The sequence below is a fragment of the Endozoicomonas sp. 4G genome, assembly GCF_023822025.1.
Classification (GTDB): Bacteria; Pseudomonadota; Gammaproteobacteria; order Pseudomonadales; family Endozoicomonadaceae; genus Endozoicomonas_A.
The window spans coordinates 1,157,716-1,180,366 of sequence record NZ_CP082909.1 but is presented as its reverse complement, the minus strand read 5'-3'; the positions used below and the strand labels follow the sequence as shown (position 1 = coordinate 1,180,366).

General features: G+C 48.9%; 13 protein-coding genes. 10 read left to right on the top strand and 3 right to left on the bottom strand.

All coding sequences use genetic code 11. The annotated features are described in order from the left end of the window. The first annotated feature begins 2 nt into the window (after positions 1-2). The 4 genes from K7B67_RS04375 to K7B67_RS04360 all read left to right on the top strand — a co-directional run bounded on the left by K7B67_RS04375 (position 3) and on the right by K7B67_RS04360 (position 14,808). The gene (locus tag K7B67_RS04375) at positions 3-4,640 is read left to right on the top strand and encodes a hypothetical protein (protein WP_252179154.1); all 4,638 of its coding nucleotides are present in this window, start codon (positions 3-5) and stop codon (positions 4,638-4,640) included. A 146-nt stretch (positions 4,641-4,786) separates the two neighbouring features. After that, positions 4,787-5,011: a hypothetical protein gene (locus K7B67_RS04370; protein ID WP_252179153.1), complete on the top strand. Its 225-nt coding sequence runs from the start codon at positions 4,787-4,789 to the stop codon at positions 5,009-5,011. 28 nt (positions 5,012-5,039) lie between these two features. Further along, complete coding sequence (locus K7B67_RS04365) at positions 5,040-12,203, top strand: hypothetical protein (protein ID WP_252179152.1); 7,164 nt, start codon at positions 5,040-5,042, stop codon at positions 12,201-12,203. Between the two features lie 250 nt (positions 12,204-12,453). Next, the gene (locus tag K7B67_RS04360; protein WP_252179151.1) at positions 12,454-14,808 is read left to right on the top strand and encodes a response regulator; all 2,355 of its coding nucleotides are present in this window, start codon (positions 12,454-12,456) and stop codon (positions 14,806-14,808) included. Positions 14,809-14,836: 28 nt separating this feature from the next. Here the strand turns inward: K7B67_RS04360 and msrB are convergent, their stop codons facing one another. Further along, positions 14,837-15,229: a peptide-methionine (R)-S-oxide reductase MsrB gene (gene msrB / locus K7B67_RS04355; RefSeq protein ID WP_252179150.1), complete on the bottom strand. Its 393-nt coding sequence runs from the start codon at positions 15,227-15,229 to the stop codon at positions 14,837-14,839. A gap of 271 nt (positions 15,230-15,500) precedes the next feature. On the opposite strand from msrB, the gene K7B67_RS04350 reads away from it, so the two are divergent. Continuing rightward, positions 15,501-16,715 (top strand): pyridoxal phosphate-dependent aminotransferase, encoded by a 1,215-nt coding sequence (locus K7B67_RS04350; protein ID WP_252179149.1) that lies wholly within the window; start codon positions 15,501-15,503, stop codon positions 16,713-16,715. Further along, positions 16,715-17,179: a hypothetical protein gene (locus K7B67_RS04345; RefSeq protein WP_252179148.1), complete on the top strand. Its 465-nt coding sequence runs from the start codon at positions 16,715-16,717 to the stop codon at positions 17,177-17,179. Before K7B67_RS04350 ends, K7B67_RS04345 begins: the two co-directional genes overlap by 1 nt. Before the next feature lie 70 nt (positions 17,180-17,249). Here the strand turns inward: K7B67_RS04345 and K7B67_RS04340 are convergent, their stop codons facing one another. Beyond that, positions 17,250-18,191, bottom strand: a complete 942-nt coding sequence (locus K7B67_RS04340; RefSeq protein WP_252179147.1) for a nucleotidyl transferase AbiEii/AbiGii toxin family protein — start codon at positions 18,189-18,191, stop codon at positions 17,250-17,252. Between the two features lie 27 nt (positions 18,192-18,218). Next, entirely contained in the window at positions 18,219-18,986 is a 768-nt protein-coding gene (locus tag K7B67_RS04335; RefSeq protein ID WP_252179146.1) for a type IV toxin-antitoxin system AbiEi family antitoxin, read from the bottom strand. Between the two features lie 449 nt (positions 18,987-19,435). Here K7B67_RS04335 and htpX point away from each other — a divergent pair, with 449 nt between their 5' ends. The 4 genes from htpX (at position 19,436) to K7B67_RS04315 (ending at position 22,410) form a co-directional block, all read left to right on the top strand. Beyond that, positions 19,436-20,323, top strand: a complete 888-nt coding sequence (htpX, locus tag K7B67_RS04330; protein ID WP_252179145.1) for a protease HtpX — start codon at positions 19,436-19,438, stop codon at positions 20,321-20,323. Positions 20,324-20,461: 138 nt separating this feature from the next. Continuing rightward, on the top strand, positions 20,462-21,607 hold the full coding sequence (rnd, locus tag K7B67_RS04325; protein WP_252179144.1) for a ribonuclease D: 1,146 nt from the start codon (positions 20,462-20,464) through the stop codon (positions 21,605-21,607). A 60-nt stretch (positions 21,608-21,667) separates the two neighbouring features. Continuing rightward, complete coding sequence (locus K7B67_RS04320) at positions 21,668-21,964, top strand: YcgL domain-containing protein (protein ID WP_252179143.1); 297 nt, start codon at positions 21,668-21,670, stop codon at positions 21,962-21,964. Next, complete coding sequence (locus K7B67_RS04315; protein WP_252179142.1) at positions 21,961-22,410, top strand: YcgN family cysteine cluster protein; 450 nt, start codon at positions 21,961-21,963, stop codon at positions 22,408-22,410. Before K7B67_RS04320 ends, K7B67_RS04315 begins: the two co-directional genes overlap by 4 nt. Positions 22,411-22,651: the final 241 nt, after the last annotated feature.

Sequence of the window (22,651 nt, the reverse complement as noted above, 5' to 3'; positions counted from 1 at the left end):
GAATGATAAATCCTCGCCCCAAGGCATTAATTGCAATAGCCGTTGCTATCAGCTCTTCCATTATTGCGACACCAACACTGGCCGAGCGTAAACTGCAGACAAGGTCTGTCGCTTTTTGGGGTAGTGAACGTGTCGAACCTATCCGGAGTGAGGTCACCGTTCGACCTACTCTGGATGATAATCAGCAACCCATCCCTCACTCTTTTACAACCACTTACTCTGATCAGACTCCGGAGGGCTATGACGTTCCTTTCAAAGGCTTCACCGATGTGCTTTCTGACGTCGACGGCAGTGTTGCCAGTGTTGATCTGTTTGAAACAGATGAGCATGGTGTGGCAGAGAAATACACCAAAATCCTGAAAGTAGGCGATGAAAGCGTCTTCAGATTCACCCATAACCTTGAAGAAGATAAACTGGTCATTGAAGTCAGAAGCGGCATGACGGATCCCGACTCTGTTGAGGCTGTTCGTAACCACTTGGGTGATAACCTGCCGTTGGAGCCTTTGACCAATGTCGCCAGTCCCGAACAACTGGTCGGTGTACTGAAGGGCGCAAATCAAAGAGCAGGCAACCTTGGTGCAGGTCATCACTTTGACGCCCTTGCCACGGTTAAAGTAGAGAGCGTTGAAGTGAACAGGCGCACCTTCATGCGTCTTATCACTTCGGGTGACCAGCCCCCTGAACCGGAAAGCCTGGGTCAATCGATCTTTGTCAATGATGAAGCCCTTTTTGCAGCGGCCACCTCCGCCTATGCCCAGGTTTATGTTCTGGATAAAGCATTACAACAGGAAGCTCTTAACAAGCTGTTGTTATACCATAAACCTGTCGGATACATTGTCCACGTTGAAGATGAGACTCAGGCCTATCCAGTGCCTGCCGGCTATCCAAAACTGGAAGTGCATGAGGCTCGTGAAGAGATGATTGTTTTCCATGGTCAAAAGCAAAATCCGGCAGACATCGCTTTTGTCGAAGATCTTATTAACCTCAGGGAAAACGTTGAGAGTACCCACCCCGATCCGGTCATAACAACGATAAAAAAAGACAAGGTCAAAAGTTACCAGCACATTATTCGAAGCAAACAGATGGCGCTGTTGGAGGAATTTGCTGCTGAACTGGCTGTACAGCACGATGCTGAACCAAGCGAAGAGAAACTGATAACGCTGGCAAACTACGAATCTATCCAGCAGACATTGGAGAATGCTGCTCCAGATGCAGAAGGTGTATTTGAGTTCAAATCAGCACACATCAGATTCGCTTCGTGGCTCATCAATCCAGTCTGGATGCAGTTTCAACTCGAAAGATACTTCCGCTTCAAACCAGTACTCAGAGACCTTCTGGCCAACGAGCATTTCGTTCAGAAATTTATGCCCCTGGTCAGTGCAGCGGCTGCGGATACCGATAACAGCGATGAAAAATTTGCCCGCAACATCATTGCCACCATCACCAGACAGCTGACCAGCAAGCTGGAAGCACTACAGGCGAGGGAAGCCAGAGACTCAGAGATTAAACATCAATTACCGCGCAATCTGGCAGCTGATGAAATAACCACTCGCTTTACCTCCAAAGCTGAAGTGCTCAGGAAACTGACTGCCGTAGAACAAGCCCTGACGATCGATGAGCTCGATGCAGAAGACGATGTGTATTACCGCCACGAGATCATTGCCGGGAGCATGCACAGACACATAAGAGAGGCCAGACAGCGGGTAGAGGAAGAGGCTTTGGAAGTACTGAAAGGTGCAGAAGCAATACTGAACATTGAAATCAGTAAAGGTGATGACAAAACAACAAGACTGGAGAGGGTTTGTGAAACACTTCACGACGACAGCACCACAGAATACCTACTGGATGATATGCAAACCAGACTCTGGAAAAAAAACACTATGCCCCTGAATGCCGATAAAGACACAAAGCTCCGGATACTTACTATACGTCTTAAGCATTATGTCTTAAACCTGGATGAGCGAGCCAAAAAACAACAGACAAGGCTACTTGAACTTATAGAAGATAAACTGGACATCAACACCAGCGAAAACGTTGCTGCCACAGAAAGAGGCGAGAATGTTGCTGAAAAACTGGCCAGGGTTCTAGAAGTAAAATTAAAAAAAAGTGCCCACCTGGATGAGAAGAAGGACAGTCTGAGAGGAAAAGTCTGGGCATTAATGTCTGCAATACACGAATTCTATGACGACGAAGATTCCATAAGAAATACAATCAATGCAATTGCTCGTCAACTCAACATTCAGGACTATAAACATGACGCCGCGGTCGATGATCAAATCAATCACATTGAAGAACATCTCGTACGGCTGGAACAAAAAATATACAGATTAGGTCAGCCCAAGGTTCGTGAGCGTGTCACAGCTATTGATGCTGAGCTTGCCAGACAAGTGAGGCAACTGGGACCCAAACCCCGATACGTTCTGGATCGTGAATTAGCCAGAGTCAGAAAAGCATTAATAGCCGCTGAAAGCGAACTGAAAGGTATTTATCAGAAACAGAAGGATACTTTTGCTAATGTCGCCCCTCCTGTCACAGAGGGCGGGGATGATAGTACGGACGGCAGTATCCTGGACTCCACCCGGGAACAGGATCACCTGAAAATAGCAGCAGAAACCAAGCAAGCAGAAATAGAGATATTAAAGGAAATCCTGAAGTCTGCACAGGACGCCGTCAAAAACGACGACGGCCCTTATCAGCACACGCCGAAACAAGCCAAAATACTAACCGATCTACGCGCCTACAAGCAGGAGAACCCTCTCAGGAGGCAAGCCCTGGAAGCCGCACTGGGTCTGGCAGAATCGGCAGAGCTGAGCGGCAGGCCAATACCAAATCTTCGGACTTTTGACTCAGACGATGAATTTGCCCCCCTTCGCCTGCGGACATTGGCCGGAGACGATCTGACGCTTGATCAGGCCGTACGGATCGTGAAAGTCTTCAAAAAACTTAAGCAAACAGACCCGCCCGTAACGGTAGACGATCAACCTCTGAACCCTCTGGATGAAATCCAGAATCTGGTAGACCGGGTGAGGGCCCAGATCGGACAGGGGGCAGAAGAATACGACCATGAAATACAGACCATGGGGAAAACCGCCATTCACTTCGTCGAGCATGAACCAGAGGATCTGAAAAGCTTCTCAGAATACCTGGCCTCCCATTCTGCCAGTGGTAACAAAATCATCCATCTACTGGCTGAAGGTCTGATCAGCAAGAGTGAACTTGAGCACTACATGAAGGCCGTCAAAGGTGTCGATGGTTATCAGACAATGGCTGAGTTTGAGCACTTCCTTGAATACAAACACGGCGTCGATATGCCCCGGCTCAAGGCTGTTCTCCAGAGGTTATCCGACAAGGCTGTTGAGGAATTCATGCAGCGTGCCTTTGCTCCTGTGACTGTCACCGCCACTGGCCCGATGGGTATGCAGGAATCGGTGATCGGTATGCAGGAGTACTCAATGTCTGTCATCGCCAACTACATTCTTGACGATATTGCCTTTGAACATGGCCGCAAGACGGCAGCGTTCCTGACCAATATTCAGGATACTCTGGCATCTTATGCCAATGCCGCTGGCCTGTCTGAATCAGACCTGATCAAGATTATCCACAGCACATTGATGCAGGCTCATGCCTCAGCGGTTGAGCAGCAGCTCAATAATTACTGGCTCAAGCCTTCGGCCTTCCTGGCACAGGCTGTCTCCTGGTACTACTCCAGCTACAAACCCCTACTGGTGGCCAGTACCGCCTGGCGGGCGACCAAACTATCCCTCTTAAACGTGGCATTCCTCTATCTTCTGGATCTGACCAGTCGGGGTGATTACCTGCACCGGATGCCAACACCTTTTCAGAACTGGCTGGAACACTACCATGCTGATCTTGACCGGACCAGACAATATGCCTACCACAGCAGCATTGACCAAACCTCTGAAATAGGCGGGCTGGCAATGCCAGCCGGCAGGGCTGCCTCGTCAGTCATTCTGCTGCAAACCGGCTCCATGCTGTTTACCAGACAGTACAACGTCAACCCCCGGATGTATCGCAGCATTTTCCGTCTGGTGCCCGAAATCGTGAAATCCATGGCTTCCAGACAAGGGATTCAGATACCACTGCTGCATCGGGTAACACCAGAAAAAGTAAAAACGCTGGCTTCTGCCACCGCCGGTCTGGTACTGGGTCCGGTTTCCACCGTCGGAGCGTACACCCACGGTCTTGTATCCGGGTTTAGCAGCGCGCAAACCTTCGGACTTGCCCTGACATCGACGCTTACTTTTGACTTTTTTATGAACGACAACAAGATGCTTACTCAATGGCTGGGTGGCCCCCTGGGCCGTGGTCTTGACCAGCTCAACCGCTGGCGGGAAGTCGGTGAAAAAGACGAGGACTATGTAAAACGTACTGCCGTGGCTACCCCTCAACGCTTCCATGAAACCGATGAACAGTATGCAAGCCGTGTTAAAGCAACCAACGTGATGCATGGCTGGACTCGACAGGAAAATTACCTGCAGTTCCGTGAACGCCTCGATCGCACCATGAAATTATACGAGGATGGTTGGGAAAAATACTTCCGGGAAAATGTACCTAAATGGTCATTCTCCCACGCAGAAAGTATTCCTTACTCCTACACTTTTGGAGTCTTCTACAAATGACGACATAGCGACGATAAAGATAAGAATGCCCGCAATGAACTGTGTTATCAGAAACCCGTAGAGGATCGAATTTTACTGGCACTGAGTTTTGCCAGTGCAAACTAAATTCACTCATTAGCTTACCGAATTTGCCACTGTGAACTAAATTGACTCAACAGCTTACCGAAACAGCCATTAGCGACTGGAAAGCCATTAGCGACTGGAAAGCCATTAGCGACTGGAAAGCCATTAGCGACTGGAAAGCCATTAGCGACTGGAAAGCCATTAGCGACTGGAAAGCCATTAGCGACTGGAAAGCCCTTAGCGACTGGAAAGCCCTTAGCGACTCAAAGCTTTTCCTCGCCTGGTGTGGAAATCACTTTTCACGGTAACAAAGGTAATCAGCTCTGAGGTAGTAGAATGACAACTGCTCGCCCCCATGCACTAAGCCTTGCAGTGACCCTTGCAATCAGTTCTTCCATCATCGGCACACAGGCACTGGCCGACACCATCGGCATGGCCAATCGCAGGCTGCAAATAAGGTCTGTCGACCCTGCGAACGGTCGTACGGAGTTTATCCGAAGTGAGGTCATGGTTAAGCCAACTTTAGACGACAACCAGCAACCTATACCTAAATCCTTTACCACCACCTATCCTGATCAGGCTCAAACCAGAACGGGCCATAAGGCTCCCTCTCCAAGCTTCACAAATGTTCTTTCCGGCATCGACGGTGGCGTTTCCACTGTGGATCTATTTGAAACAGACGACAATGGCTTTGCTCAGAAATACGTCAAAGTCCTCAAGGTAGGTAACGAGGGAATCTTCAGGTTCACCCATAACCTTGCAGAAAAAGAACTGTTCATTGAAGTCAGAGACGGAATGACCCATGAAAATACCATTGATACTGTCAGTGCTCAATTACTTGCAGTTGACATCGAACCATTTGATCCATTTGATCCATTAACAAAAATCGCCGGCCCCGAACAGCTGGCCGCATTACTGAAAGGTGCCCATCAAAAAGCAGGAAGCCTTGGCGATGCGGATGACTATATTCCCCTTGCTAACATCGACGTGGAACCCGTTGACGTCAAAAAGCGCACCTTCATGCGCCTTATCGCAGCAGCCGATTATCCTCCTGCCCTGCAGCGTCTGGGTCAATCCATCTTTGTCAATGATGAGGTGCTCTTTGCAGCAGCCACTTCAGCTTATGCCAAGGTTCATATCGAGGGAGAAGGTATACAACAGGAAGCTTTGAATCACCTGTTCATGGACGATAAACCCGTCGGCTACGTTGAATACGTCAAGGACAACACGCAGGCTCATCCTGCACCTGAGGGTTATCCAAAACTGGAAGTATATGAGGCTCCGGGGGACACGATTGTTTTCCACAGTCAGAAGCCAAATCCGAGCGATACTTCTTTCGTAGAAGGTCTTTACTACCTATGGCAAATGTACGAAAGAAATGAGAACGCCGACGAGACTGAGGCTCAGGATAAAGCCGAGACTGAGGTTCTGTCTCAGGCTCAGGTTAAAACAGAAAAGGTCAAAAGCTACCAGTACGTCCTTCAAAGTACTCAGATGAGGTTACTGGAGAACCTTGCTGCTGAACTGGCTGCTGATCCCGAAAAGCTTAATCACAATCACATGAGGATGCTGGCAGACTATGAAGTTCTTCAGTGGGCATTGAGCAGCGCCACTCAGGATGGCGCAGATGAATTTCAATTTACAGTAAAACAGATGCAAGTCGCTGAGTCGCTTGTCTCGGCTCCCTGGATCCGGGATCAACTGGCAAAACGCTTCAGCTTCAAACCTGCCTTTATAAACCTTCTGAATGACGAGCGTTTTATTAAGGCATTTTTACCCAGCTTCGGCTCACCGATGGTAGATGCTTTTAGCTCTGACGAAGCATTTGCGATCAAAATGGTTCAAGACATGGCCAGTCAAAAGTCTGATGAGAACGTTCAACAACATGCTCAGCGACGAGAACCGGAAAACCCAAAAATCTGGTTACAGAAACTTAATAAGGAAATCAACCGCATTCCAGGGCTGGAAAAACGAGTTCATGAGGTGGAAAAACGAGTTCATGAAGTGGAAATCGATACCACACTGGCTCACAATGCCAAAATGGCAGCAGTGCTTGGTATTAAAGACTGGGATAATTCCAAATCGCTGACAGAGCAAGACAGGCTCCTCCGGGAGCAGGCTCTTAAAATCCAGCAAACCAATGCCGCAATAGATCAGACCGATGCCGAAATGACAGAAGCAGGATCAGTAGCCATTGGCAGCAAGCGCGACATCACCTTAGTCAATGAAGACGATCTGGAAGTCCTTCAATCCATTCAACAGCAGCTGCAACAAATCACTGGACAACCCGATGAGGTAGTCCGGGAAAAGCTGTCTACCATTGAAGGTCATTTCTCAATAGTTCCACACGACGAAAACGACCTGGCAGCCCGCCACCTGGCTGTTCGGCAACACCTTAAGTTGCAAATCGGTGAGATCAGACAGCGGCACACTGATCACCATCAAGAAGTGGAGAAACAGGGGAACCGGTTGAAGCAAATACAAGATGAAGTCGATCTAATTCCAATAATAATGGAGCAAAAAGCAGATCAGGAAGCAAGAGCGGAAGCCAGGCGATCTATGAACAAAAAACTGGCAAAAGATCTGAGCATTTATGACTGGGATAGTAGTCAGCCACTAGCAAAGCAGGACGAAATCATCGACGCAAGAATCAAGGAATTCAGGCAATCGCCTGCCGCAAGATCGATGATCGCAACACCCAGTATCAGACCACTGATTAGCGCTACATCGATTGCTCCTACATCGATTGCTCCTACATCGATCGCTCCTACATCGATTGCCGCCACATCAATCATCGCCCGATCCATTGCCCCAACACCGGTTACAGCAACACCGGTTGCCACAAAATCGGTTGCTACCAAAGACACTCCAACAGGTACCGCTACAGGGAATTCTGAGGAAGAAGCTGTAAAAGGAACGCTGGCTCACTATGAAAAAAAATTCGGTCTTGTTACAGATAACGAAAACGATCTGAGCGCCCGCTACCAGCTCATTCAGCAGCACCTGCAAGACAATCAAAAACCTAAATCCATCCAGAACACTCTGACTAAAATTGAAGCTAAGCTCGGCCTGCCCTCAGGTAAAAAGAACCCTGAGGATACCCGTCATAAGGCCATTAGCGAGCACCTGAAAGCACAGAAAGAGCTGTTTGATCAAGCGCGCCAAAAACTTGCGGCAGAGGATGACAGACATGAAGAACTCCTTCAGAAAGTTGAGACTTTGAAATATGAAAATCCTTCAGAAGGCTCTGCAACCGATGGCGCAACCGATGGCGTAACCGATGGCGCAACCGATGGCGCAACCGATGGCAAAGAAGAGTATTCAAAAGGCTCTGCAACCGATGGCAAAAAAGATGCCCCGACAGTGACTCCTGAAAATGAGTTGGCTGAAATACCCACACAGGAACAATATTCACTAATGAGCTTGAAGCTGACTGGCAAGATCATCAGGATCGCAAAGCTGGAAGAGGAGCTGGATGATATCAGAACACCAGGCCACCCCAAGGCCATGCCTGATGTCCTTGAGACGATCAGTGATGTGGAAAGAGCCCTTGAGATGACTGACCTCAATGAAAACGATGATATCTACCTCCGTCGCGATCACATTTCTGAAGACATGCAGGAATTCATCAGGGAAGCCAGGGAACGGGTAGAGGAAGGGGCCCTGGAAATACTGGAAAGCACAGAAGAAATACTCTCCATCGAAGTCAATGAAGAGGATGAAAAAGCAACACGATTCAGTAAGGTGCTTGAAATCATTGACCGCGGCGACCTCCCGAATGACAAGATTGAGGAGACAGATAACGCGATATGGGCAGTATGGGTAGATAAAGACGCCGGCCTGGACGATAAGAATCCCAAGCTTATGAAGCTTATTGCCCACCTTCACTATAAAATTGAAGGTTCGGACCTGCATCAGCAAACCCCAGAGCAACAAACCGCCCTGATGAAAGCAGCAGCAGAAATACTCGACATCGAATTCAGTCAAAACGATGATGCAGCAGCAAGGTTTGCCCAGCTTCTTACAACGGTTAAGAGCTATGATGTACCAGAATACGCACTGGATCAGGTATATCAAGGCCTCTGGGAGAAAGACAGCAAAGCTCTCAGCGAGCAGGACCTCAAACTCAGGCAGCTTCGTGCGAGCCTTATCTATACAGTTGACGATTCGTTCCTGGATAAGCAAGCCAGGGAAGAACAGACAAGGATGCTTGACGCTATAGAAAGCGCACTGGAGATCGAAGCGAGTGATAACCGTGCCACCAAAGAAAGAGGCCAGGCTTCCGCTTACAAACCGTCAGACGAGTTAGAAATGGAATTTGAAGAAGGCTCCCTGACTGACCAGAAGAAGGTTTTGACAGCTAAAGTTGATGCTTTGATGGATAAGGCAGACAAAACAAACTATGACGATGCCACTCTCGTCGATCAGAACCGTAAGATTAAAGCAAAACTCAAACAGCTGCACAAAGACATTGCCAATATGGGTGGTAAGCCTGACGTTAATGAGCGTATCGCAGCCATTGAAAAGGCACTTGACAGAGAAATGGCTCATCTCGGGCTTAAACCCCGATACGCCTATGACCGTAAGCTGGCCAGAACCAGACAGGATTTGGAATACGCTGAAAAAGAGCTGTCAGCTGCGAATCACAAACTGAATAAACTTAGTCGCAAACAACTACCATTTTTGATTCGCTCTGATAACCAGCAAACTGACCTGGAGTCGATGAATCAGGAAGTAAAAAAAGTTCAGACCGATTTAGGCCTGCCCGCAGGCGATGAGCAAACCTGTCAAGAGCGAATTGACGATATCAAACAATACCTGCAGGAAAAGGCACCAGAAAGAACAGATGAAATCTATGAAAAACTGGAAGCTGCCGCAAAAGCTCACAACATCTTGACAGACAGTAACCAGGGCTCACTGGAAAAAGATGATGACTCTAATGCCCTTGAAAACCTCGAAGGTCGTCCTGGTCTGGAGGCTTCCCCTGAACCCGATGGCGAACTGACTTTAGCGAGGAAAAATTACGCCCAGGTCACAAGCTTCCTGCATGAGCACGACAGGAAAAATATAGAGGCAGAAAATGCCCGCCTTGCCGAGACGAGTGCACAAAACGACCTTAGCAAACAGCAAGAGGTTGAAGGAGCCGAAGGTTTTGAAAACCTCGATGACAAGACTCAGACCCTGCATAAAGAAGAGATAATCAAACTGACGACAGCCCTGGAGGAGAAAAAAGAAGCTACCTTAAAAGCAGAAAAGGCACTGGCGGATTATCATGAAGCCGCTCTTGAAGCCACTGAAAAAGCCATGGGTCTGACGGACGTTGCTGACACCAATGAAGATCGGATTAATACCCTGAGAAACAGACGGATGCAACTGGGTGGGAATGACGGTGCTGGTGGCAAGATCCTGCAACTCACCCGGAAACAGGATCGTCTGAAAGATGAGATTGCAACCAAAAGAGCTCATATTGAGAGATTAAAGCAAGTCATACAGGCTGAAGAGCAAGCTATCGAAAATGAAGGTGGCACCTTTCAGTACACACCAAGTCAGAAAAAAATACGTACCGAGATGCTCGCCTTCACGCAGTCACATCCGCTCAAGGAGCAGGCTCTGGAAGCGGCAATGGCCCTGACAGAAATGGCAGTAGAGAGCGATAAGGCAGCCTCTTTCATTGATGCTTTAGATTTTGACAATGAATTTGCACCCATTCGCCTGGTGGAAATGACCGGAGATAAGCTGGCGTTCGATCAGGCCGGCGGAATTGTAGAAATTTTCAAACGCCTGAAGGCTCTCCCTGAATACCCTGTTGAGCCCGTGGAAGACCAGCCAATGAATGCCCTGGGAGAAGTGCTGGATCTTGTGCGCAGGGCCAGGAATGAGATGAGAAACGGGCCTCAAGAATACGATGAGGACATTCGCAACATGGGCCTGAGGGTCATTCATTACGTCAGTCATGAACCTGGGGACCTGAACAGCTTCTCAGAATACTTTGCCAGTCATTCTGCCAGCGGTAACAAGATCATCCATCTTCTGCATGAAGGCCTGATCAGCAAGGTTGAACTTGAAAACTACATGAACGCCGTCAGGGGTGTCGCTGGTTATGAGATAGTGAAGGAGTTTGAGCACTTCCTTGACAACAAACACGGCATCGATACGCCTAAGTTCAAAGAGGTTGTCCAGAAGTTGTCCGACAAGGCGGCTGAAAATTTCATGCAGAGTGCCTTTGCCCCTGTGACCGTGACCGACACTGGCCCGACAGGTATGAAAGAATCGGTTGCCGGTATGAAAGAATACTCTGCGGCGGTCATCGCCAACTACATTCTTGACGATATTGCCTTTGAAGACGGTCGCAAGACGACTGCCTTCCTGACCAATATCAAGGATACCCTGACACCTTACGCCAATGCCGCTGGCCTGACTGAAACAACATTTCTTGAGGTTATCAACGACACACTCATGCTGGCTCATGCCGCAGCCGTCGAATATCAGTTACATGAATACTGGCTTAAACCTTCAGCCTCTCTGGTACAGGCGGCCACCTGGTACTTCACTAACTACCGACCTCTACTGGCGACCCGAAATGCTCTGGAAGCCAGCAAGCAATCTCTCGTCAACATGGCGCTCCTCTATCTTCTGGACCTGACCAACCGGGGTGATTACACCCACAGGATGCTGACACCTTTCCAACACTGGCTGGAACGCTATGGCTTTGATCTTGACCGAACCGGGCAATATCGCTATCACAGGGCAATTGAAAGGTTCACCGAGGTGGCCGGGCTGGCGATGCCATTTGGCAAGGCCGCTTCCTCAGTCATTCTACTGGAAACCGGCTCGTCGCTGTTTGCCAGACAGTACAACGCCAACCCTCATATGTATCGCAGCATTTACCGCCTGGTGCCCGAAATCGTGAAATCCATGTCGTCCAGACAAGGGGTTCAGATACCGCTGCTGCACCAGGTGACACCACAAAAAGTGAAAACGCTGGCCTCTGCCACCGCCAGCCTGGTGCTGGGTCCGGTTACCACTGTCGGAGCGTACACCCACGGTTTTTTATCCGGTTTGACCTACGCCCAAACCTTCGGGTTTGCCCTGGCCTCAACGCTCTCCTTTGACTTCTTTATGAACGACAACAAAATGCTGACTCAATGGCTGGGTGGCCCCCTGGGTCGTAGCCTTGACAAGATCAACCGCTGGCGGGGAGTCGGTGAAAAGCGTGGCGCCTATAAGAAACGTACTGCCATTACTTCGCCTCAACGCTTCAATGAAACGGATGAAGAGTATGCAAGCCGTGTTAAAGCAAACGACATGATGTATGGCTGGACTCGACACGAGAATTATCTGCACTTCCGTGAACGCCGCGATCGCACCATGAAACTGTACAAGCATGGCTGGGAGAAATACTTCAAGGAAAATGTACCTAAATGGTCATTCTCTCACGCAAACAGTCTTCCTTACTCCTACACTCTGGGTGCCCTTTACGGGTCTCAGGCTAAGGACTGACCCCTGTTCGAAAACGAACGCTTTCTTTGTCCCTGGGGAACCAGGGCAAAGAAAGTGAATTTTCATCAGAGAAAGCTTTAATCCTCCCGGATCGGGAGCCATACGACAGAACTCAACCATTCTTTTGCCCGGAGCCCTTGTTGCGTTAAGCGGAAAGTTGCGTTAACCGGAAAGTTGCGTTGACAGAAAAATACCGGTAAAAATAGGTTGTTGAGTGTTTAATAACTAAGAGAATAAGAAAGCGGCGCCCATGCCAATTCATTTCAGGGATCGACTGTCATTCAAACAGGCACGTAACACCGTCGCCGTTGCCTTTATCCTCGGGCTGTTCCTGAGTCTTTTCCAGGTCATAGCCGACTACCTGTCTCAGGATCAACAAATTGATGCCACGATAGAGACCCATATCGCCATCGCCAGGACTCCAGCTGCCCGTATTGCCTATAACCTTGATAAAGAACTGGGCAACGAACTGGTACTTGGGCTCATCAAATCACCCACCATCGTCAAGGCAGAAATTATTGAACCATCGGGTGCCATCCTTGCTACCGAGAGCAAAGAACCGCAACAGGATAAAGCCCGCCCCTTTACCAATATGCTGTTTGGGGCCAGCCGAACCTATATCAGGGAACTCAGGGTTCCTTTTGATGAAGATGAACAGCTCGGCTGGCTAAAAATTGTTGCCGATACTCGCCCTATCGGTATTCAGTTTTTTGATCGTTCCATCGTGACCATGGCGGCGGGGCTGGTCAAAACCTTTCTGTTTTCACTGGTGTTGTTCATCATGTTTTATCACATGTTGACTAAGCCGCTGCTGAACATGACGGACAAAATGGTTAAGCATCCGGAAGAGAGGCTGCCAGAGCCCAAAGGCCATGAGAGTGATGAAATCGGCCTACTCAACCGCACGATCAACCGTTATCTGAACAACATTCATCATCATCTGCATCACCGGCAACTGGCTGAAGAGCAGTTACGTGAACATTTGTCTGAACTGGAAACCATTATTGCCCAACGAACCAGAGAAATTCGCAACAACAACGAAATGCTCGAGAAAACCAACCGTCAGCTTGAGAAAGCACGCAGCCAGGCAATGGAGACGGCCAGTCAGCGGGCCAGACAGCTATCCAGCCTGAGTCACGAAATCAGAACACCGCTCAATGCACTGCTGGGCATGCTGAGTGTTGCCCTGGACGAAGAACTGACTGAAGTGCAACGTCAGCGTTTGACCATTGCCAGAGATTCTGGCTGTCATCTGATTCGCCTGCTTAACGATATTCTGGATCTTTCCCGGCTTGAATCTGGCAAGATGGTTCTTGAAGAAATCTCTTTTGACCTCAGGAGCTCACTGGAGGATGTTGTCGTTCTTGCAGGACAATCCACCTTCACTAAAGGGGTTCCGATCCATTGTGATATTGACCCCACCCTGCCAGAAGCAGTGGTGGGTGATCCAACCCGGTTCCATCAGGTCATTAGCAACCTGATCGGCAATGCCGCAAAATTTACCGATACGGGTGAAATTCGTGTCTGGCTCGACTACAGGAAAACCTCTGGAAAGTGCTGTGAAAAGTGCTGTAAAAAGTGCTCTGAAAAGCGTCTTGAAATCATGCTGAACATCAGTGACACCGGTATCGGTATCCCTGAATCCGCCCTGGACGAAGTTTTCAAACCCTTTACCCAGGCCAGCAGTGATACCAGTCGCCGCTTCGGGGGCTCGGGGATGGGGTTGTCTTTGACCCAGGCGATTGTCAATAACATGGGTGGACAACTGTCGGTCATATCAGAGCCCGAAAAAGGCAGCACCTTTTCTGTCCGGTTACCCTTCCGCTATGAGTCAGGAGCAGAAAAAGTGCCGGTGCCTGTGGGCGTCCTCAACAACCAGCTGGTACTCAATGGCTCAGAAGCCCTGCAAAGCTACTGCTCCCATCTCCTGACGCATTGGGGGATCAGCCATCGGCGAAGCTCTGATAACGAGATAGGTGAGCCATCCGCTGACTGGGCCGACATTCTGATTACTGAAAGTGAAGCTCTGGCTAAAAAAGCCAGTCAGGACAATCCTTCACTGAAAGTGATTTATGCTGCCCATACACCTTTGGACAACAGCCCGGACACTCTGGTTTGGTTACCACTCCCCCTGACCCGGTCAACGCTCATCCAGGCACTGGAAAAAACCCGGGGCTCCCTTGACCAGGACTCCCGGGCATTACCTGAACCCCTGAAAATTGAGGATAAAAAAAGCAGCGACTACTCAGTTCTGGTCGTCGAAGATAATTCCATTAACCGAATGGTGGCAGAGGGAATGCTTGAGCAACTGGGCTATAAGGTAGAGCTGGCCCATAACGGTGAGCAGTGCCTGGCAGCCTGTCAGCATAAACGCTATGACCTGATTCTGATGGACTGCAACATGCCGGTTATGGATGGATACACCACCACTCGCAGACTGCGGGACCAGATAGAAACCAGAGAGACGCCCATCATAGCCTTAACAGCCAACGCCCTGAATGAACACAAAAAGCAATGTCTGGATGCGGGAATGAACGACCACCTGGCTAAACCCATTAACAAGGAACAGCTTGAAAGCACTCTGACCCGCTGGTTAGCGGCCTGACATTGAGGGTTGACCGTTGATACGCAATTCAGCTGTCTTCCTTAAACTGAAGAGCAACCGAATTCATACAATACCTCAACCCTGTGGGCTCCGGCCCATCAGGGAACACATGCCCCAGATGGGCATGGCAGGCTGAGCACACCACTTCTATCCGATCCATGCCCAGACTGTCGTCTTTAAGGTATTTTACCGCCTCTTTATCCACCACTTCCCAGAAACTGGGCCAACCACAACCGGCATCGAATTTGGTCGTGGATTCGAACAAAACCTGATCACAGCAGACACAGCTATAACGACCCTTACCATCAAAATGGACGTATTCACCGGAAAATGGCCGCTCGGTACCCTTTTGCCGACAGACATGATACTGCTCATCCGTCAGCTCTTGCTGCCACTGGGCATCGGTTTTTTCAATTTTCATAGTACCTCCAGCTGTTTTAACGAAAATGTCAGAGTTTGAATCGTGCACTGTTGCCCTAAAGCGATCATAATGATCGTCTGATTCCCTGCCAGAGAAAACACTGTTTACTTATTCCTGTCTATTGATGGTTGAGTTGATGATATTCAGGGGAATCATGTAACGACCAAAGAACAAATGCTACTCACTGATGGAAAAATACTCAGGCTGCCCCGAGTAATAACAACTTACATAAAAGACAATTGGCCTGACATCGGCCCACTGGAAAGCACCCATGAAGGATATTGAGAAGTCTCTGAAACTGGAAAACGTCTGCTACGAAATACGTGGCCCGGTGTTGCGTGAAGCCAGAAGATTGGAAGAGGAAGGCCAACGTGTACTGAAATTAAACACCGGCAACCCTGCACCGTTCGGCTTTGATGCACCTGAAGAGATTATTCAGGACGTCATTCTCAACCTCCCTGACTCCCAGGGTTATACCGACGCCAAAGGCTTGTTTTCAGCGCGCAAGGCGGTGATGCACTATTGCCAGCAAAAAGATTTTCCCGGTGTCGAGCTGGAAGACATTTTTATCGGTAATGGCGTCAGCGAACTGGTGGTCATGGCGATGCAGGGCTTACTGAATAACGGTGATGAAATGCTGATCCCGGCGCCGGACTACCCGCTCTGGACTGCCGCTGCCAATCTTTCAGGAGGCAGAGCCGTCCACTACCTTTGTGACGAACACGCTGACTGGTATCCGGACCTGGATGATATTCGAAGCAAAATTACCGCCAAAACCCGGGGCATTGTAATCATCAACCCTAACAATCCAACGGGTGCCGTTTACCCACCCCAGCTGCTACAGGAGATCATTGAGATTGCCCGCCAGCACAGCCTGATTATTTTTGCCGACGAGATTTACGACAAAATTCTTTATGACGGTGCCGAGCACACGGCCATGGCATCCCTGGCAGATGATGTGTTTATGATCTCATTCAACGGACTCTCCAAATCCTATCGTGCGGCTGGCTTTCGTTCTGGCTGGATGGTCGCCAGCGGCCCCAAGCATAAAGCCAGAGATTATCTGGAAGGTCTGGAGATGCTGGCCTCCATGCGCCTGTGTTCCAACGTTCCTGCCCAGCATGCTATTCAAACAGCACTGGGAGGCTATCAGAGCATCAATGACCTGATCCTGCCCGGCGGCAGACTTCTGGCGCAGAGAGATGCCATCCATGAACGCCTGAATCAGATACCCGGTGTCAGCTGTGTAAAACCCAAAGGGGCACTGTACGTATTCCCGAAACTGGATCCGAAAAAGTATCCGATTCACGATGACGAACAGCTGGTGCTGGACTTGTTAATTCAGGAAAAAATCCTGCTGGTGCAGGGTCGTGCCTTCAACTGGCCGGACCCGGACCATCTCAGGATTATTACCCTGCCCAGAATTGAAGATCTGGAAATGGTGGGCGATAAACTAGAACGATTCCTGAGTCGTTACAAACAATAGTGAAGACTAAAGTTCTGAACATGGCTGATATTCACATAGATGACTTTTTTCATGATTGCGCCAGGACGCTGGTGCATCTCTACAATGTCTTTCCAAGACTGACTTCACTGTACGTCGATGACATCATTACCCCCGAGCCAGTGGATGAATTCGGATTACCCGGCAAACGACATCAAGCCTGTTTTGACAGTTTTCTCTGGCTGGCCAGGGAAGGTTATATACACTATTGCGAAAGAGTTCGACTGGAAGGTCTGGATCAGGTGGTGCTGACTGAAAAAAGCTTCCTCAGGCTCTGTATGCCGAGCCTGACCACCGAACCTGAAAGTCTGCCAGAACCGGTGCTTCAGAAACAAAGAACGCTGGGCTGGCAGTTTCGTGAAACATTAAAATCCGGGACCAGCCACCAGCTGAACCAGCTCTGCCAGCACTTTTTTACCGACATTCACCACCCTAATCAGGAATAAATCAACCAGTCCGTGTCAATACATACTGAAACAGACTGCTGCCGTGTGGCCTGACAATGTCCCAATTTTTTTAAATTCTGTTTTCTGTCATTAGCAACCAATGTTCAAGTGTATTTTCCAATTTTTCAAGTTGCTGTTGATGCTTATCCCTGTTTTTAGACAAGCGTTGAATATTCATCAGCTTCCAGCGGATAGCAGGAAGTTTTGCAGCAGAAGGCTCGTCAAATAATGCCCAGTTCGGTTTACCCTGTTTGAAAGATAACAGAAAATCATGATCTCTCTTGGTGAAGCGAGCTTGTAAGGCTGCCACCATACGAGAGCGGGTTTCTATCAGCTCGTTCAATTCCACTGGTTCGTTCGTCATGCCGACAAACTCATCGTAAAAAGTTTGCTCCAACTCTTTCCAGCGTGGCGACATGACTTCATGTATTGGGCGTGGGTGGCTCAGTGTGTAGGTTAGAAAGCCAGTAAATATCTCTCTGGAAATACCACCTGCATTCAGTAGTTGTTGTACATCATACAGGTCTCGTGGGTGTTGGCGATCCATGGCGGCACAGAGTTTTCCGCCATATAAATCAGCCTGACTGACAACAGGTATTTCAGTATAACCAAATTCTTCTTCTACTGATTCGACCACGGGTAGCAGCTCTGGGTCATGCAGTGTGCCTCTGGCAACAGGAGAGACTTCGATTTTGATGGTTGCGGATTCTGTAGTGACAATAATTCTTAATTCGTCTTGCCGATTGCCCTGAAGAACTGCACGGGTTGAAGGCTGTGTATTAATCCGCTCAGCTATACGTTCGAGTGCTGAGCGAACATTTTGCAGGGCTTCATCTCTTGGTTCGAGAGGAAGGTAGGCAAGGTCAATGTCTACAGAAAGTCTGGGGAAATCCTGAACAAACAAATTAATGGCTGTTCCGCCTTTCAAAGCGAAGACAGGCTCGATTGCCACAACCGGAAGCATTCGGATCAACAGGGAAACCTGTCGGTAATAAGCGGATGTTTTGTCCATTAATCTGATCTTCTTTTGCGATGCAGGTTAAGGCAGAGATTGAGGAACAGTGATCTGGTAACGCTCATCGTATCGACCATTAATAACCACCTGACGTTTACCTGAGCCAAGTTGTATTTGAGATTCATCAAGTCTGCCAAACCATTGATGGTCACAGTAATGACTCAAGAATAGAAAAATGCGGTTGGTTTTAACAGCACTGCTGCGATTGAGAAGAGACTGCACTTTTCTTGGACTCAGGTTAACTAATCCCTGAAATAATTCAGCTGCGTGCTCAAAACGAATATTTTTTCCGATAGCGTCGACCACTTCATAAGCTGCAAGTTCCGGGCAGCTGGCTCGAAGCTCCTTTCTTTTTACGGTTACTGTGGTGAAATCTTTGTCATTTAGTTCACCAAGCTTATGGTTGCCACTATATAACCAGGGCCGTTCAGAAAACTCACGAAACCATTTGGGCAGGGCTTGTTTACTTCTGGTTCCAACCCAGACCTGTTCTGAATTCAGTTGCAGGTAATGGCTAAGTCCCTGGTGAGTCAGACTGCTGAGTCCTGCAAGGTGTACCGGCAGTTGTAGCTGTTGAGTGAGAGCTTGTATTGCATCCGGCCATTCAGGTTTGATCTTGCCACTGCTGGGTTCCGGACGATAGTAAACACCAGGGCTGAGCCTCTTCAGCCAGCCGCTTTGGGTATATTTTTGAGCCAGAGAATAACGGATGCCGTTCTCTGTCAGCCATTGCTGGAGCACCAGGGAGCCAGGAGAGGTATGGTTTATTAGCCAGTTTATTTTAGATGACATATTAATACCTAGGGTGTTAATTTTTATTCTATGTTAAACCAAAATAAAAGGACACCCTTATGTTGACAAACAAACCAGCTTGCCTGCTTTCTTCCTGTTGCTGATTTTTAGTTCTGGCAGGAGAGGTTATGACACGTGCGCGAAGTTCTCTGTGGGCAGGCTGGAAGACATGAAAACTTTTGCCATATCAGCCTCACTGGGTTCTTTTATCCTAGGCACCAATGAACTGGACCAAGATAGTTTGAATGCCTCTGAGCTGCTGTCTACCTGCAAGTCACAACAACAGGTTGAAGGTGGCTTCCGGTTCCTGTCGGTGTATTCCTGATAGGGGTGGTGAAAGACGGCTTTATCCACAAAAATCAAAATTTTTAAAATGGCCGGGGACGTTGAAATTCGAACTCAACGCCTCCATATTTACACTCTCTAACTAACAAAGGTAACCTCGGGCAATGAAAAGAATTCTGCTATTTCTGGCGACTAACCTTGCTGTCATCGCAGTTGCCAGCATCACCCTGAACATCCTGGGCGTGGGTAGTTATATCTCAGCCCAGGGACTCAATATGAGTTCCTTACTGGTTTTCTGTGCCGTTTTCGGTTTTGCTGGTTCTTTTGTTTCTCTGCTCCTTTCCAAAACCATGGCAAAAATGGGCACCGGCACTCAGATCATTGATCAACCCCGCACCGCCCAGGAACGCTGGCTGATGGATACGGTTAAGGAATTATCTGAAAAAGCCGGTATTGGCATGCCGGAAGTGGGTATTTTCCCCTCGCCGGAAGCCAATGCTTTTGCCACCGGCTGGAACAGGAATGCCTCACTGGTTGCCGTCAGCCAGGGTCTGCTGGACCGTTTCAGCCCCAGGGAAGCCAGGGCCGTTATCGGTCATGAAATGGGTCACGTGGCTAACGGTGATATGGTGACTCTGGCGCTGATTCAGGGCGTAGTGAACACCTTTGTTATGTTCTTTGCACGCATCATCGGCTATGCCGTTGACAGTTTCCTCCGCCGTGGCGAAGACAGCAGTGGTCCCGGCATTGGCTTCTATGTGGTCAGTTTTATTGCCGAGATTGTCCTGGGTATTGCCGCCAGTGCCATTGTTATGTGGTTCTCCCGCAAACGTGAATTCCGTGCCGATGAAGCCGGTGCCGAACTGGCTGGTCGTGGCGACATGATTGCTGCCCTGGAGAGACTCAGGGCTGAATACGACGCACCCAGTGTCATGCCAGCCACTATGACAGCCTTCGGTATTCGCAAGAATGGTCAGGGCGGATTGGCCGCCCTGTTCTCCAGCCACCCTCCTCTTGAAGATCGGATTCAGGCTTTGCAATCCCACCGCTGAGGGTGTTTTTTACTCATCGCCCACTGCAAAAGGCTCGCTGGCTCGAGCCTTTTTTAAAACCAGAGAGCAAAGAATATTAATTTGGCTTCAGAGACAAGCCCTTTATAATAAGCTTTTATTTCTAATCCAGCTGCTTATATGCCTATTGAACATCCTGATCCCATCTGGGTCCTCGACAGCGAAAGCCTGAACCATTATTGCCAGCAGTGGCTTGAGCTGGATGCCATTGCACTGGATACCGAGTTTATTCGCACCGACACCTTTTATCCGATTCCCGGACTGATTCAGGTGGGTACGGGTGCTCAGGTCTTCCTGGTTGACCCATTAAGTGTTCATGACTGGAGTGCTTTTGGTCGGGTTCTGCAATCCGAATCTGTCGTCAAAGTCCTTCACGCCTGCGGAGAAGATCTCGAAGTTTTCAATATCCTGACCGGCTGCCGTCCTGTTGCCTTACTGGATACCCAACTTGCTGCGGCTTATGCCGGACTGGGACATTCATTAAGCTATCAAAACCTGCTGAAAGCCCTTCTGGCAGTAGACCTGCCCAAGGATGCGACTCGTTCAGACTGGCTTCAGCGGCCATTGACTGAAACCCAGGTCAGCTATGCCACGCTTGATGTCGTTCATCTGCTGGAAGCCTATGAGTTATTACTTAAAAAACTGAGAAACAAACCTCAGTTGCAATGGCTCAGGGAAGATTGTGCTGCTCTGGTCAGTTCGCCATTATTTCCAGACCCCAGCGAAATCTGGAAAGATGTTAAACGAGCCTGGCAGTTGCGACCCCAACAACTGGCTGTTTTGCAGAAGATCTGTGAATACCGTGAGCAGGAAGCCCGAAAGAGTAATACGCCACGCAACCGGATCATCCCCAAGGGTAGCCTTTGGCCCATTGCCTGTTATATGCCAGACAATATACGTTCACTCTCTTCTATTCAGGATATGAAACCCAGGACCCTGCGAAAATACGGAGAGATTATTCTGAACCTGGTCAAACAAGCCAAAGACGCTCCGGAAGCAGACTATCCTGAACAACTCCCTGCTCCTCTGCCTAAAGCTGCCCGCGACTATGGCAAACTGATCAAGGCCTGGGTGCATCACAAATCAGATGAGTTGGATGTGCCTGCAGAACTGCTATTCCCGGGAAAAATGTCTACCGCACTCTTACGCCAGTGGCAGATCAGTGGCCGTTTTTCGATACCAGAGAACATTCAGGGCTGGCGACGGCTGGAAATTGCCGACCCCTTGATTCTGGCACTGAAAGAGCATAAAGAAGACCAGAGATAACACAGGCACACAACCTGTGTATTTTCTGATCCTGAATATTTTCAAGTGACTATTGATATTATGTCTAAAATCCTCGTCTCCATTTTCAAAAGCAGCAAACGCAACGAGATGTACCTCTACGTTGACAAACGTGACCAGCTGGAAAAAATACCCGAAGCACTGCACCAGGCCTTCGGCAAAGCCACCCATGTCATGGATATGCTACTGACACCTGAGCGTAAACTGGCCAGGGCAGACATTGAAAAAGTGATGTCCGAGATTGCGGAAAAGGGTTTTTACCTACAGATGCCCCCGGCTGAAGAAGACTATATTCAGCACCTTCCTGAAGAACTGCTGAGCTTTAACGACCCGGTATGACAACACCTTTCTGGCAGGCCAAACCCCTAAACCAGATGACCACTGAAGAATGGGAGAGTCTTTGTGATGGCTGCGGTCGCTGCTGTCTGCAAAAACTGGAAGATCAGGACACAGGTGAGGTTCACTATACGTCCCTGGCCTGCCAGCTACTGAACCTTCACAGCTGCCGGTGTTCAGACTATCAACACCGCAAGGAAAAAGTCCCTGAATGCCTGAAGCTGACAGTCCGTGATATCCCTCATTTTCACTGGCTGCCGGACACCTGTGCTTATCGACTACTGGCAGAAGGAAAGGCTCTCTTCGACTGGCATCCCCTGATCTCCAAAAATCCGGACAGCGTTCATCGGGCGGGGGTTTCTGTCAGGGGGTTTGCTCAATCTGAAACTTCTGTGCCTGAAGAGGACTGGGAAGATTGCATTATTCCTTTGTTGTCTGTCGAGGGTTGAGCTGAAAGGCCAAACTCCGCTCAGGGTGAACGGAGTTTGGGTGCCATTGATAATCTGGTGCGTGGGAACGAGAGAACTCAGCGGCTACAGAAGGCTGATACCCTACTGCTATTTTTGTTTGGCACTGATCTCAAATAGTTAGTATTCCTAGCATACTTTTTTCTATTCATGGAACTCTTTGGCAAAAGCATAGTCAAACTAATCCTTAACAATAAAATCGCTAATAGCTAAAGCCGATCTC